The 14,426-nt window shown below is 43.4% G+C and carries 13 protein-coding genes and 1 tRNA gene; 8 read left to right on the top strand and 6 right to left on the bottom strand.

The window, feature by feature from the left end:
* The first annotated feature begins 103 nt into the window (after positions 1 to 103).
* Complete coding sequence (gene ligB, locus KZ793_RS19570) at positions 104 to 1,840, top strand: NAD-dependent DNA ligase LigB (RefSeq protein WP_225816850.1); 1,737 nt, start codon at positions 104 to 106, stop codon at positions 1,838 to 1,840.
* Here ligB and KZ793_RS19565 read toward each other — a convergent pair.
* On the bottom strand, positions 1,834 to 2,451 hold the full coding sequence (locus tag KZ793_RS19565; protein ID WP_225816894.1) for a trimeric intracellular cation channel family protein: 618 nt from the start codon (positions 2,449 to 2,451) through the stop codon (positions 1,834 to 1,836). The genes ligB and KZ793_RS19565 overlap by 7 nt on opposite strands.
* 134 nt (positions 2,452 to 2,585) lie before the next feature.
* On the opposite strand from KZ793_RS19565, the gene KZ793_RS19560 reads away from it, so the two are divergent.
* Positions 2,586 to 3,875, top strand: coding sequence for a DUF3748 domain-containing protein (locus tag KZ793_RS19560; protein WP_225816849.1), 1,290 nt, complete (start codon positions 2,586 to 2,588; stop codon positions 3,873 to 3,875).
* A 62-nt stretch (positions 3,876 to 3,937) separates the two neighbouring features.
* Here KZ793_RS19560 and KZ793_RS19555 read toward each other — a convergent pair whose 3' ends face one another.
* Positions 3,938 to 4,258 carry a YceK/YidQ family lipoprotein gene (locus KZ793_RS19555; protein WP_225816848.1) on the bottom strand — a complete coding sequence of 107 codons (321 nt, stop codon included), beginning with the start codon at positions 4,256 to 4,258 and terminating at the stop codon, positions 3,938 to 3,940.
* A 452-nt stretch (positions 4,259 to 4,710) separates the two neighbouring features.
* Between KZ793_RS19555 and KZ793_RS19550 the strand changes: the two genes are divergently transcribed.
* Positions 4,711 to 6,369 carry a putative transporter gene (locus KZ793_RS19550; RefSeq protein ID WP_225816847.1) on the top strand — a complete coding sequence of 553 codons (1,659 nt, stop codon included), beginning with the start codon at positions 4,711 to 4,713 and terminating at the stop codon, positions 6,367 to 6,369.
* 317 nt (positions 6,370 to 6,686) lie between these two features.
* Here the strand turns inward: KZ793_RS19550 and KZ793_RS19545 are convergent, their stop codons facing one another.
* On the bottom strand, positions 6,687 to 7,940 hold the full coding sequence (locus tag KZ793_RS19545; protein WP_225816846.1) for a valine--pyruvate transaminase: 1,254 nt from the start codon (positions 7,938 to 7,940) through the stop codon (positions 6,687 to 6,689).
* A 207-nt stretch (positions 7,941 to 8,147) separates the two neighbouring features.
* Positions 8,148 to 8,705: a DNA-3-methyladenine glycosylase I gene (locus tag KZ793_RS19540; RefSeq protein WP_225816845.1), complete on the bottom strand. Its 558-nt coding sequence runs from the start codon at positions 8,703 to 8,705 to the stop codon at positions 8,148 to 8,150.
* Between the two features lie 195 nt (positions 8,706 to 8,900).
* Between KZ793_RS19540 and glyQ the strand changes: the two genes are divergently transcribed.
* From glyQ to KZ793_RS19515, 5 genes are all read left to right on the top strand, one after another.
* Entirely contained in the window at positions 8,901 to 9,815 is a 915-nt protein-coding gene (gene glyQ / locus KZ793_RS19535; RefSeq protein WP_225816844.1) for a glycine--tRNA ligase subunit alpha, read from the top strand.
* A 9-nt stretch (positions 9,816 to 9,824) separates the two neighbouring features.
* Positions 9,825 to 11,894: a glycine--tRNA ligase subunit beta gene (gene glyS / locus KZ793_RS19530; protein ID WP_225816843.1), complete on the top strand. Its 2,070-nt coding sequence runs from the start codon at positions 9,825 to 9,827 to the stop codon at positions 11,892 to 11,894.
* 33 nt (positions 11,895 to 11,927) lie between these two features.
* A complete protein-coding gene (locus tag KZ793_RS19525; RefSeq protein ID WP_225816842.1) occupies positions 11,928 to 12,131 on the top strand; it encodes a type II toxin-antitoxin system RelB/DinJ family antitoxin in 204 nt (67 codons plus the stop codon).
* Positions 12,132 to 12,146: 15 nt separating this feature from the next.
* A complete protein-coding gene (locus tag KZ793_RS19520) occupies positions 12,147 to 12,413 on the top strand; it encodes a type II toxin-antitoxin system YafQ family toxin (RefSeq protein WP_225816893.1) in 267 nt (88 codons plus the stop codon).
* Positions 12,414 to 12,537: 124 nt separating this feature from the next.
* Positions 12,538 to 12,614, top strand: a tRNA-Pro gene (locus KZ793_RS19515).
* A 98-nt stretch (positions 12,615 to 12,712) separates the two neighbouring features.
* Here the strand turns inward: KZ793_RS19515 and KZ793_RS19510 are convergent.
* On the bottom strand, positions 12,713 to 13,789 hold the full coding sequence (locus KZ793_RS19510; RefSeq protein ID WP_225816841.1) for a methyltransferase domain-containing protein: 1,077 nt from the start codon (positions 13,787 to 13,789) through the stop codon (positions 12,713 to 12,715).
* A 132-nt stretch (positions 13,790 to 13,921) separates the two neighbouring features.
* Positions 13,922 to 14,302, bottom strand: coding sequence for a PadR family transcriptional regulator (locus KZ793_RS19505; protein WP_225816840.1), 381 nt, complete (start codon positions 14,300 to 14,302; stop codon positions 13,922 to 13,924).
* Between the last annotated feature and the right edge of the window lie 124 nt (positions 14,303 to 14,426).

Below are 14,426 nucleotides of genomic sequence, written 5' to 3'. Positions count from 1 at the left end.
TAGTTATTCTTCGAACCGCTTCGCAAAGTTATTATCTCTGCCTTGGACTGAATCTCTTTATCCTCTATCTTGCCGTTATTGCATGGATAGCCAGGGAGCACGGATGCTTAATTTATTGATATTGATTCTGTTCATTGTTTTCAGTTTACCGATATTCGCGGCTGAGACGCTGAATACAGAGAAAAATTGTCCCGAATGGCCGCAGAGCAAATTACAACGTGAAACAAAGAGTCTGATGCAACAGATGGCTCAATGGGATCAACTCTATCGTCAGAAAGGGATCAGCGAGATCGATGATGAAGTTTATGATCAATTAATGGCGGAGCTAATTCATTGGCAGCTCTGCCTGAAACAAACACCTAATTCAGATTTTCCTGTGGAAGTTTTTCCCGATAATAAGCTTGTTCATCCGGTTGCTCATACCGGATTAAGCAAATTGAAAGACGAACGGAAAATTAACCGATGGTTGTACGGTAGGCTGCCTGTTTGGTTACAGCCAAAGATTGATGGTGTGGCGGTAACACTGGTTTATCAGAACGGGAAATTAGTTTCATTAATTAGCCGGGGTAATGGTTCCGCAGGCGTAGACTGGACAGCGAAAAGCCGACATATTCCCGATATTCCGCAGAATATAGAAAATGCTTCGCCTGATCTGGTGTTGCAAGGCGAGCTTTTTCTGCATAAAGAGGGGCATAGACAGCAATTATCCGGTAGTGATGGCGCTCGTAATCGTGTTGCGGGTTTGATGATGCGAAAAGATCATTCGCCAGAATTAAAGCAAGTCGGAGTGTTTATCTGGAGCTGGCCGGATGGCCCTGTAGATATGGAAGGTAAATTGCAGAAACTGGCGAATATGGGCTTTCCATTAGCGCTTCGCTACAGTCATAAAATAGAGACACTAGAACAGGTGCAGAAACTGCGGATGCACTATTTTGAACAACCTATGCCTTTTGCCACAGATGGCATCGTGCTGAAACAAGAAATTGAACCTAAAGGAAATCAGTGGCGGTCTGGATCTAACAGTTGGGCTGTGGCATGGAAGCACCCTTTACGCCATCAGGTTACACAAGTCAGGGAAGTTAATTTTACCATTGGCAGAACCGGCAAAATCTCAGTAGTGCTTGGGCTGGATAAGGTGAAACTGGATGACCGACAAGTCAGCCGAGTCAATATTGGTTCAGTCCGTCGTTGGCGACAGTTGGATGTGTTACCGGGGGATCAGGTGACGCTTACACTGGCAGGTCATGGCATCCCGAAATTGGATCAGTTGGTGTGGCGGATTAAAGAGCGGCAGGATATTCAGCCGCCAGATAAGCAGCGTTATCATTCACTAAGTTGCCTGACGTTAACGGCAGGTTGTGAACAACAGTTTAATGCTCGACTTAAATGGCTTGGTGAAAATTTGCAAATGACAGGTGTCAGTAGCGGTAGTTGGGCAATGTTGACCGAACAGAAGTTAGTCACTGATTTAACCGGTTGGTTAACGCTTTCAGCTCAACAAATTGCGGCCTTACCGGGAATCGGAGATAAACGGGCACAGGCTATTTATTCACAATTCAGCAAGGCAAAAAATCAGCCTTTTTCCTATTGGATGAAAGGCATTGGGGTACCTTATATGGATAAGCTGTCTGACAATGTTTATCACTGGCAGCAACTGGAACAGAAATTAACCGCCGCACAGTTAAAGCAACAGCTCACTGTCGGGCAATTGAAAAAGTTGACTGATTTTGTCAGTGACACACAGATTAAAGCGATTGCAGAGAAACTGTTAGTGGCAGGGATAACGGGTTTTGACCGGGAAAACGGGGTCGTGGTTAACCCCGTTGGTATGGTTCAGTGATCGGAGTGCTCATAATTAAAGACAGGTAATCCAAGGCGGTAGCGAATAGCGACCAATCTTGCTGTCAGACCTACGATCAGGGTAATCAGTACAATGCCGTTTTGCGGTAACGGCGTGTGCTGTAAGCCAATATATAACCAAGCGGAGGTAAAAGAGACACCGGCATAAATCTCTTTCTGGAAAACCAACGGAATGGTGTTACACAACATATCGCGTAACACGCCCCCGAAAACACCGGTGATAACCGCAGCAATGGAAGCAATGATTGGGCCGTAGTTCATATCTAGTGCAATCTGCGCACCGATAATGGAGAAAACAATCAAGCCAATGGCATCGAGGATAAGAAACAGACGACGTAAATGCTTCATCATGGGAGCAACCCAAGTGGTGATTACGGCGGCACCGGCAACGGTGACGATATATTCAGGGTGTTTAACCCAACCGAGGGGATAATGCCCTAGTAGTATATCCCGAACGGAGCCGCCGCCAATCGCCGTTACGGAAGCAATAATAATCACGCCGAACATGTCCATTTTACGGCGGCCCGCGGCTAAAGCGCCGGTCATCGCTTCAGCGGTAATTCCAATGATATAAAGAACACTTAGTAACATAGATAATGAAATGTGCGCAGCATAAAAAAGTAAGAGTAATGTCGAAGTGGTAAAGTCTCGACTGAAATTTTTTAGTTCCATCCATTTCGGATTAATATTATTTATCCGAAAAAACCTGATATAAGGATAATAAAATGGCCTTTCAGGAACGACAAATCACGTTTGATAATCGCAGCCACCAGCTTACCAATATTAATGTCTGGACACCAGACAGCCAGTGGCTAGCTTATGATGTTCGTCCTTATGGTGCTTCTTTTACCGGTTTAACGATAGAAAAAATTCATGTACAGAGTGGAAAAACAGAAATTATCTATCAGGCTAAAGAGGGGGCTCATGTTGGCGTGGTGACAGTCAGCCCAACAGAACCTGTCCGATATGCGTTTATTCATGGGCCAGAATTCCCAGATGAGCAATGGCATTATGACTTTCATCACCGTCGGGGGGTAATTGTCAGTGAGGATTCTCTGGGAAAAGCAGTTACGCTGGATGCCATGGATATTACCGTCCCTTATACCCCGGGAGCGTTGCGCGGAGGTAGTCATGTTCATGTATTTAGTCCGGATGGTAGCCGTCTGAGTTTTACTTATAACGACCATGTTATGCATGAGCTTGATCCAGCGCTTGATTTGCGCAATATCGCTGTTGCTGTGCCCCTCAAACCAGTTGAACCACCTAAACACCATCCTCGTGAACATGATGGTAGCTATTTCTCCGTTGTCGTCAGTAGTACAACGCTTCAACCGGAGCCGGGCAGTGATGATATTAACCGCGCCTATGAAGAGTGTTGGGTAGGTCAAGCAGGATATCGTAAAGCGGATGGTCATTGGCAGCGTTGGGCATTGGCATTTATTGGCGATACTATTTCTGCAACAGGGGAAAAAGTACCGGAAGTCTATATTGTTGATTTACCCGAACAGGATGCTGAGTATTCAATAGCAGGGGAAAAACCACTGGCAGGTACGGAAACGACATTACCTGCACCGCCTGCTAATATCATGCAGCGTCGTCTGACATTTACCAACTATAAGCGTTGGCCGGGGGTAGTCAATAATCCACGTCATTGGCTACGTGTTTCACCGGATGGTGAGCAGATTGGTTTTCTGATGAGGGATGATGATGGTATTGTGCAACTGTGGACAATATCGCCAAATGGTGGAGAACCGCGTCAGATAACCCAGAGTTATTGTGGCATTCAATCTGCTTTTAGTTGGGAAAGTAGCGGTCAGTTTGTTGCTTTTATTTGTGATAACAGCGTGATGCTATGCAATGTACAAAATGGTCAAATGCAGCGTTTAACAAGACGTACAGAAAAAGCGCCTGCGGCGGAAGCGGTGGTGATTTCACCGGATAGCCATCATGTTGTATTTATGCGTGAAATCGATGGTGATATGCAAATTTTCTTGGTAGAAACCGGGATAAAATAAATACATTTGCTACCAGTTGGTTATCCACTGGTGGCAATAAATAAACCGGAACGGATTATCAATTAATTGGTTTTGGTTTGACGTTGTGCTTTTTCTATTTTTTCAATTCGCTTTTTTGGTGAACTTGCTGATTGATCTTCGTCAGATTTTATATAGTCATAAGGTAATAAGATAGTATCTAATAGCGCAGAAAAAGGCAGATCAACCGCGAGTAATGGTTTCATTACCCAACCCGTATCTTTGTCTTTTAACATTTCAATGTTAGCTTTAGCGCCGGGGTAATAACCGCAGCTAGGCCCTGAATGTGTCATGATGCTGGTACACCCGCTGATTAACAACCATCCTGATGTGACGCAAAATAGAATTAATTTACTACTCTTCATCGGTTTTATCGATCTCGTATGGCTAATTCGCTGAAATAGTTCGCCCTTGTGTGAGCTTGTTGAGTGATCTTTATTTCCCAAAATCCCTTAACGAAGAGCTTTGACATCAATCACTATAATCACGTCCCGCAACATTGACCATAGTACTGATACCAAAAAGTCGTAAATTTTTTATGTAACAGGATTTTTTTCTGTTTTCTAATTAATAAAAAATAATGTGAGTTATCATGATAATTCGAATAGTTTATAAATTAAGTAATTTTTAAGGCTAAAACGATTTGGCTTTTGTCTGTCAATGATAACGTTCTGAAGAGTGTTGTGCTCCTTTGGGGAGGATAAATCCTTATAATTTGTGGGATGAACCACATAACGGCTATTTAATTTCTGGCAGAATCAATGAGTAAACAGAACTAATCTCCCGGTTTTTTAACTGTTGGTAAAGGAAGCGGGTTATGAGTGATATTGCTCTTACAGTGAGTATGTTGGCATTAGCTGCTGCATTTGGATTGTGGATTGGAAACTGGAAAATATATGGAGTTGGATTAGGTATTGGTGGTGTGCTGTTTGGTGGCATTATCGTTGGTCATTTTGCTCAAACTTATAAACTGATATTGAGCAGTGATATGCTGCATTTTATTCAGGAATTCGGTTTGATGCTGTTTGTTTACACCATTGGTATCCAAGTAGGGCCGGGTTTTTTCTCTTCATTACGACGATCGGGATTGAAACTGAATGGCTTGGCGATATTAATCGTGATTATCGGTGGGTTGGTAACTGCGATTATTCATAAACTGTTTAATGTTCCTTTGCCGATTATTCTGGGTATTTTCTCTGGTGCGGTGACGAATACTCCCTCTCTCGGCGCCGGTCAACAAATTCTGACGGATCTTGGTTCAGATTCTGTGCTTGTCAGCCAAATGGGCATGGGATATGCAATGGCATACCCAATGGGGATTTGCGGTATTTTACTGGTGATGTGGTTGGTACGGCTATTTTTCAAAGTGAATATTGAACGTGAAGCTAAAGAATTTGATAGCCAAAATGGTCATAGTCGCGAAATTTTGCAAACCATGAATATTGCAGTTCGTAACCCAAACTTGAATGGGTTATGTATGCAGGATATTCCCCTGCTTAACCGTGATAATGTGGTTTGTTCTCGCTTGAAACGTGACGATTTGCTTATGGTGCCTTCACCCACCACAGTGATTCAGAGTGGCGATCTCCTGTATTTGGTGGGTCATCGAGAAGATTTGGATAAAGTTAGGTTGGTGTTGGGTGAGGAAGTGGATATTTCTCTGTCCACATCAAGTAATACGTTGCAATCTGCCAAAGTGGTTGTGACTAATGACGCGGTGTTGAGTAAACGGATACGTGAACTGAATCTTAAGCAAAAATATGATGTGGTTGTTACCCGATTAAACCGTGCGGGGGTTGAACTGGTTGCCAGTAATAATGCTAGCTTACAGTTTGGTGATATTTTAAATATTGTTGGTCGCCCTGAATCTATTGAAGCGGTGGCTTCTCTGTTAGGCAATGCAAAACATAAACTCCAGCAAGTACAGATGTTGCCTGTATTTATTGGGATTGGTCTTGGGGTATTACTGGGATCAATTCCGTTGTTTATTCCGGGTTTCCCCGTTGCTTTGCGCCTTGGACTAGCAGGTGGGCCATTGGTGATCGCTTTGATTTTGGGGCGAATAGGGACCATTGGTAAGTTATATTGGTTCATGCCTCCCAGTGCTAATCTTGCATTACGTGAATTGGGTATTGTGATGTTTCTTGCTGTTGTTGGGCTGAAATCTGGTGGTGACTTTGTTAGCACTCTTATATATGGGGATGGTCTGGTTTGGGTAGGTTATGGTGTTTTAATTACGATTATTCCGTTACTCACAGTCGGTATTTTGGCCCGTATAGTCGCTAAAATGAATTATCTTAGCTTATGTGGGGTACTTGCCGGGTCAATGACTGATCCCCCCGCGTTAGCTTTTGCTAATGCTATTCACAGTACTAATGGAGCGGTTGCGCTTTCCTATGCGACAGTTTATCCGCTGGCAATGTTTTTGAGAATTATATCGCCACAATTATTGGCGGTGCTTTTTTGGGCTTTATAGAAATATGTGTATCTCATATGTTAGCTGCTTTTATTATCGTCATAAAGGGGAGAACATTTTTATTCAGGGACCAGTAAACGCATAAAAACCCGCCTATTCGAGGCATTGGATTTAAAAATTTCTGATTGAATAGAGGCTGCTTAAGGAGAGTAGGCAAACAAGGAGTGTTTCTTTCTCTTCTTTATGCATAAAGCATTCTACAAATTCTGAAAATAATCATGTAAAGTCCTCGTTGTCATTTAGCTCCTGCATTTCCGAGCAGGAGCTTTTTTACTATTTATTTTATTTACTATTTATTATTTTATTTACTATTGATTTCAGGCTGCTTGCTGATGTGCCTGCTCAATTTCTTCTGCCAGAATCGCAATCCCTTTTGCAATACTTTCTGGATCAGGAACATAATTCATACGCATGCATTCATGAGCATGCGGCCAGTCTTGCTCCAGTCCGGGGAAGAAATAGTGACCTGGAACCATTAACACACCACGTTTTTTCAGTCTTTGATAAAGCGTTTCTGTAGTTATTGGCAGGTTTTTAAACCACAGCCACAGAAAAATGGCGCCTTCTGGTTTATGGATAAGGCAAAGTTCTGCTGGCAGATAACGACGGATAATCTGAATCACGTCCTGAACCCGTTGTTGATAGAACGGGCGGATAACGTCCTGTGACAAACGAAGTAGGTCATTGCGGCGGATCATTTCTAATGCCATTGCGGGGCCCACACCGCCCGGCGCAAGGCTGATGATGCCATTCATATTACTGACGGCATCGATGATTTTATCGTTAGCGATAATGATTCCGCAGCGTGAACCGGGCAGCCCTAATTTGGATAGACTCATGCACAGAATAGTATTGGGATTCCACAATGGTGTAGCTTCGCTGAAAATAATACTTGGGAATGGCACGCCATAAGCATTATCAATGAGTAATGGAATTTGGTGTTGTTGAGCCAGACAATCTAGCCGTTGTAACTCTTCATCAGTGATAACGTTACCCGTTGGGTTGGTTGGGCGAGAAACACAGATCAGGCCAATATCTTCGGTAATATTGAGATGGTCAAAATCAACATGATATTTGAATTGGCCTTCTGGCAATAATTCAATATTGGGTTTATTGGCAATAAATAAGCCTTCATCCAGCCCTGAGTCAGAATAACCAATATATTCCGGTGCTAGTGGAAACAGCACTTTGCGGACAGAACCATCTTCTCCGCGTCCAGCTAGCAGGTTAAATAGATAAAAGAATGCACTTTGGCTGCCATTGGTCAGGGCAATATTTTGTGTACCAATCTCCCAACCCAATTTTTCGCGCAACATCTCTGCCAATGCTTGAATCAATGTGTCCTTTCCTTGAGGTCCATCATAGTTGCATAGCGTATCCGTGAGTTGACCGTTTGCGGCCATTTCTGTCAGTAGTTGCTGAAAATAGTCATCCATTTCCGGGATATGTGCCGGGTTGCCACCGCCTAGCATAATTGCACCAGGCGTCCTCAACCCTTGATTAAGGTCATTCATCAGGCGAGTTATGCCTGCATCTTGTGTGAATTTGTTACCAAATTGAGAAAAAATCATAGCCACGTTCGTTGTTGGAGTGTTGTTTGGATTTAAGAGACATAACACCATACTCCGCGCACTATTAGGGTGCAATCTGGAAAATTATGACTATTGGTTATTTAATATTGCGTTTAATTTAGCATTTAAAATAAAGAACTAAATGTTTGGTTAACATCCAGCTTTATTATTCATATTAATCTTAAGTGCGATAGTAATTCACTGAATTTATTTTCTACATAAACAGTTTATTATATGGTCATTGACCAAACCGGTAGCTTGCATAAATGCATAGCAAGTGGTGCTGCCGATAAATTTGAACCCTCTTTTTTTGAGTGCTTGTGATAACTCATCTGAAAGATCTGTTTTTACCGGCATCTCTGTAGAGGTTTCCCAATGATTAATAATGGGTTTGTTATCAACAAAACGCCAGATAAAGGCGCTAAATTCCTCACCCTGTTGTTGCATTTTAAGATATGCCCGCGCATTGTTGATAATGGCGTTAATTTTGGCGCGATTGCGGACAATAGCGGGATCAAGCATCAGCCGTTCTACATCATTTTCATCCATGACGGCAATTTTTGCCGGGTCAAACTGATGAAAACATTGGCGATAGCCTTCACGTTTTTTCAGAATAGTCAGCCATGACAGCCCAGATTGTTGTCCTTCCAGACAAATCATTTCAAACAGCTTTTGGCTATCTTTTAGAGGTTTCCCCCATTCATTGTCATGGTAAGCCAAATATTCAGGATCAGAGGTCACCCAATGACAGCGTGTTAATTCCATGATGATTATTCCCGATGTTGATGGTTAATAATTGACAGTACCTTAACTGTATAGATATACAAGTAAAATAACCAAATTGAGATTTTTTTATTTCAAGGCGAAATTAAGAGCGAATTCAGTGCTGTATATCTTAAGGTCAAAGGGTATACTGACCCACTTCCTTTCAAATTCATATGTATCGCGTGCGGATCCAACATGCAAAAGTTTGATACCAAGACCTTTCAGGGGCTGATCCTGACATTACAGGATTATTGGGCACGCCAGGGCTGTACCATTGTCCAACCACTGGACATGGAAGTCGGTGCTGGTACTTCTCATCCAATAACTTGTCTGCGAGCACTTGGCCCAGAGCCCATTGCTGCCGCTTATGTGCAACCTTCCCGTCGTCCGACCGATGGTCGTTATGGTGAAAACCCTAACCGTTTACAACATTACTATCAGTTTCAGGTCATTATTAAACCATCCCCAGACAATATTCAGGAATTATATCTGGATTCTCTGAAGGAGCTAGGGTTAGACCCAACGGTTCATGACATCCGTTTTGTTGAAGATAACTGGGAAAACCCAACGTTAGGCGCTTGGGGATTGGGTTGGGAAGTGTGGCTTAACGGCATGGAAGTGACTCAGTTCACTTACTTCCAGCAGGTAGGTGGTATTGAGTGTAAACCAGTCACTGGTGAAATTACTTATGGTCTTGAGCGTCTGGCAATGTATATCCAAGGCGTGGACAGTGTTTATGATCTGGTTTGGTGCGATGGCCCACTGGGCAAAACCACTTATGGCGATATTTATCATCAAAATGAAGTGGAACAATCCACTTATAATTTTGAACATGCAGATGTCAATTTCCTGTTTACCTGTTTCGAACAATATGAAAAAGAGGCTCAGGACCTGCTGGCGCTGGAAACACCGCTGCCGCTGCCAGCTTATGAACGTATTCTCAAAGCGGGTCATACATTCAACTTGCTAGATGCCCGTAAAGCTATCTCGGTGACTGAACGCCAGCGTTATATCCTGCGTATTCGCACCCTGACCAAAGCTGTTGCCGAAGCTTACTATGCCTCCCGCGAGGCGTTAGGCTTCCCTATGTGTAAAAAGAATCAGAACTAAGAGGCTGTCATGACTCAACAGACTTTCCTGGTGGAAATCGGCACCGAAGAGTTGCCGCCGAAGGCTCTTCGTTCACTGGCTGAAGCATTTGCTGCTAATTTTGCGACGGAGTTGGATAACGCGAATTTAGCGTATGGTGAAGTGAGTTGGTTTGCAACGCCGCGCCGTCTGGCACTGAAAGTTGCTAATTTGGATGAGGCGCAAGCTGATCGTGAAGTAGAAAAACGCGGTCCAGCGATTGCTCAGGCATTTGATGCTGAGGGTAAACCGACAAAAGCGGCTGAGGGTTGGGCTCGCGGTTGTGGTATTACGGCTGCTCAGGCTGAACGTTTAGTGACGGATAAAGGCGAATGGCTATTGTATCGCGCTCTGGTTAAAGGCCGTAGTGTCAAAGAGTTGCTGGCAGCTATGGTCAACAATGCACTAAATAAGTTGCCGATTCCTAAACTGATGCGTTGGAGCGATAAAGAGACTCAGTTTGTTCGCCCAGTTCATACCGTTACCATGTTGTTTGGTGATGAACTGATTGAAGGCGAAATTCTGGGCATTAAATCTGCACGTATCATCCGTGGTCACCGTTTTATGGGTGAATCTGAGTTTACGATTGATAACGCGGAACAATATCCAGCGATTTTGCAGCAACGCAGTAAAGTGCTTGCAGATTATACAACCCGTAAGGCACTCATTAAGCAAGATGTAGAACAGGCCGCGATTAAGTTGGGCGGCATTGCTGATATCAGTGACAGTCTGCTGGAAGAAGTGACTTCATTGGTTGAATGGCCGGTTGTGCTGACGGCGAAATTTGAAGAGAAATTCCTTGAAGTGCCAGCCGAAGCATTGGTTTACACCATGAAAGGTGACCAGAAATACTTCCCGGTTTATGACAATGCCGGCAAGTTGATGGCGAACTTTATCTTTGTTGCCAACATTGAATCTTCTGATCCACAGCAAATCATTTCTGGTAACGAAAAAGTGGTTCGCCCGCGTCTGGCTGATGCGGAGTTCTTCTTTAAGACGGATCGTAAACAGCGTCTGGAAGATAATCTACCTCGTCTGGAGACGGTTTTGTTCCAGAAACAACTTGGTACTTTGCGTGATAAAACCGATCGTATTCAGGCGTTGGCTGGTTGGATTGCAGAGAAGATCGGCTCTGATGTGAATCATGCTACCCGTGCTGGTTTGTTGTCTAAATGTGATTTGATGACCAACATGGTATTTGAGTTCACTGATACGCAAGGTGTGATGGGAATGCATTACGCCCGTCATGACGGTGAAGCAGAGGATGTTGCTCTGGCATTGAATGAGCAGTATCAACCGCGTTTTGCCGGTGATGAGTTGCCGTCTACCGGTATATCTTGTGCATTAGCGATTGCTGACAAAATGGATACTCAGGCGGGTATTTTTGGTATTGGTCAGCATCCGAAAGGCGATAAAGATCCATTTGCGTTGCGTCGTGCTGCGTTGGGTGCTCTGCGTATTATCGTTGAGAAAAAATTGCCACTGGATTTGCAGACACTGACAGAAGAAGCGGTTCTCCTGTATGGCGACAAGCTGACCAATGCCAAGGTTACGGATGACGTGGTTGAATTTATGCTTGGCCGTTTCCGCGCCTGGTATCAGGAGCAGGGCTACAGCATTGATACCATTCAGGCGGTATTGGCGCGTCGTCCAACGCAACCGGCTGATTTCGATGCCCGTGTTAAAGCGGTGACTTACTTCCGTACATTGGATGAAGCGACAGCGCTGGCAGCCGCGAATAAGCGCGTTTCTAACATTCTGGCGAAGTCTGAAGAGACACTGAATGAGAAAGTGAGTGCTTCTGTGCTGAAAGCGCCGGAAGAGGTGAAACTGGCAACGTATCTGGTGGTTTTACAGGATAAGCTGGCGCCTTTATTTGCTGAAGGACGCTATCAGGAGGCGTTAGTTGAATTGGCATCTCTGCGTGAAGTTGTTGATGCTTTCTTTGACAATGTGATGGTGATGGATGAAGACCAGCAGGTGCGCGTGAACCGCTTAACTCTGTTAAGTGAGTTGCGTGATCTGTTCCTGAGAGTTGCTGATATTTCGTTACTGCAATAATGATCTGAAATAGCCAGTTCCGGCTGTTGTGGAATGCAATGGTTGGAATCTAATATCCCTTACATTGACTTTGTGGCTCAGTTGAGCCACGCTTTACTTTTAAAGGAAAAAGCATTGCCGTTTGAAATGCGAGTGCCTAATAAATTAACAGCCGAAACTTTGGCTAAGAGTGATCGCGGTGAAGATATCCATCAAGCAAAGGATGCTAATGATTTATTCGATCAACTTGGTATCTGATGCGCCAGCCAAAATATTCAAGCCAATTCAAGCCAATTCAGGCGTGATGTGAAATCCGCACAAAAACGTGGTAAAGATATGAACAAACTTAAACGCCTAATGAGTTTGTTGATTGATGGCAGGTCACTGCCTGTTAGCTATCTGGATCATCCTCTTCGTGGCGAATGGAAGGAGTTCCGTGATGCTCACATTGAGCCTGATTGGTTATTGATTTACACGGTGGTTGGTGATGTTGTCAGATTTGAGCGAATAGGAAGACATTCCGATCTATTCGATGAATAAATTGTTCAAAACGTGTGAGAATCCAATATAGCTGAGTTCCCGTTGTTTTTATCAGCAACTAACCTATGATTATCAAAAAGGTATTGACGGCTTGTAGCGAGCGCAGTAAGATTCGCCTCGTTTTCGGCGAGTAGCGCAGCTTGGTAGCGCAACTGGTTTGGGACCAGTGGGTCGGAGGTTCGAATCCTCTCTCGCCGACCAATTTAGAGTTTAGGGTTTATTGAATAAGCCGTAGACTTAAAGAAAATAGAAAAGCCTTACAGTGTTGCTGTAAGGCTTTTTGTCATCTGGCGTTTACTCTAACAGCCACAGCCACTTGGTGCATAGGTTTGAATGACATTAATATCCGCATCAAAATTGTTCGGCTTTCCACAATTGAAAAGGCCATAGTGTTTTTTCCCATCACCAATTAAATCAAAGAGTGTATGGTAACGACTTTTGCTGATCATATCAGCAGTATTGCGGCATACGGGGACAGCTCTGCCGGTCTCAAAAATATGTTCTTGATCAAGCATAAATTGATCAGGTGCATCTGGTAAATTGCCTTTATAAATTGCAACTTGGCCATAGTCCTCGCCGCGATCTTCCAAGTCTAATTTGAACAGCCTTAACGTCATTGAATACAGTTTTGCACCGCCTAGCTTCGCTTCGATCTCCTTATTATTCATAGATTTCAAACTGCTATTAATGACACGAACATCATGAAAACCGGCTGTTCTTGCCAGCCGTATGAAATCTTCAAAGTACATCGCGTCACCGATACACTCACAAACAATTTGTGCGTCATTTTTCAGTGATTGCTCCAGCCTTCTATCTAAAAAAATGTCAGAAAAATAGATTTCACCGCCAGATTTGAGTAAACGGGCCATACCTGCCAACACGCTTGCTTTGGATATAGATAGGTTGATGACACAGTTTGAGACGATAACGTCTATACTTTCAGGTGGTAAATCAAGTTCCTCTAGTGACTCGATATAGCCTTGTTGAAAATGCACATTGGTGGATGGATAGTTAAAGGTTTGACGATGATAATCCACAAAACTCTGGGCAAACTCGATTTGTTCTGTCGTTGCATCAATACCAATAACTTTACCTTCAGTACCTACGAGGTGAGATAGAATAAAACAGTCCCGTCCACTCCCACATCCCAAGTCTAATACTGTCGTTCCTTCTAGCAAGGGAGGAAAAGGCGTACCACAACCATAAAAACGGCTCTGTACATCAGGATGGATAAGCTTAAGAACTTCTTTGATTCTGTCTGAAGTGGTGTTGTCCACAGTGCATACATTTATAGCAAGATCCTCTCTACTCGACAGGGTTTTGCCATAATAATGTTGTACTTCTTCAATCCTCTGTTTAAATGATTGTTCATTCATATTTATCTCCTTTGAATTAAATCATCATCAGGCTGATATTACGTTTCGGTAATTTTGGCGCTAGATTTACAATAGATTCTCATATTCCTGATCAATGCATAGATGTGCAATGTATTAAGTCAAAAAAAACCGTCATTGCTGACGATTGATATGTGTAGCAACTTCCATCCAAGCTTCTACAGCGACAGCAAAAGCTGTGCGCCCTTTGTCTGTTAATGTGTATACTTTGCGTCCACGGCCTGCAACGGTTTCATTGTGTACCGTTACATATTCTCCCTGCTCAAATTCACGCAGCACCGGATAAATTGTACCTTCAGTAGGTGAACAACACCCTTGGGTAGAACGTTCAACCTCACGGGCAATTTCGTAACCGTGCATAGGCCGTTGTTGTAGGGCACTGAGAATGAAAAACTTGGATAAGCTCATCTTAATGATGCCATTCCAATACATTCGATCAGTGTAGTCCACGGTTGTTCGCCCAACAGTGTTAAGTGTTTTTTTAGACTTGTTCATAACGGCATCATATACATTGAACATCAAGGCGTCAATGTATAAGGTAGTCAGTTTAATTTATTTTATTATTGACTTTATTCATCATCATGAGTCACCTTTTTCTATAATAAAATGTAGGTATCTC

It is taken from the genome of Photorhabdus antumapuensis (assembly GCF_020387775.1).
Taxonomy (GTDB): domain Bacteria; phylum Pseudomonadota; class Gammaproteobacteria; order Enterobacterales; family Enterobacteriaceae; genus Photorhabdus; species Photorhabdus antumapuensis.
This window is presented reverse-complemented; position numbering and strand designations above follow the sequence as displayed.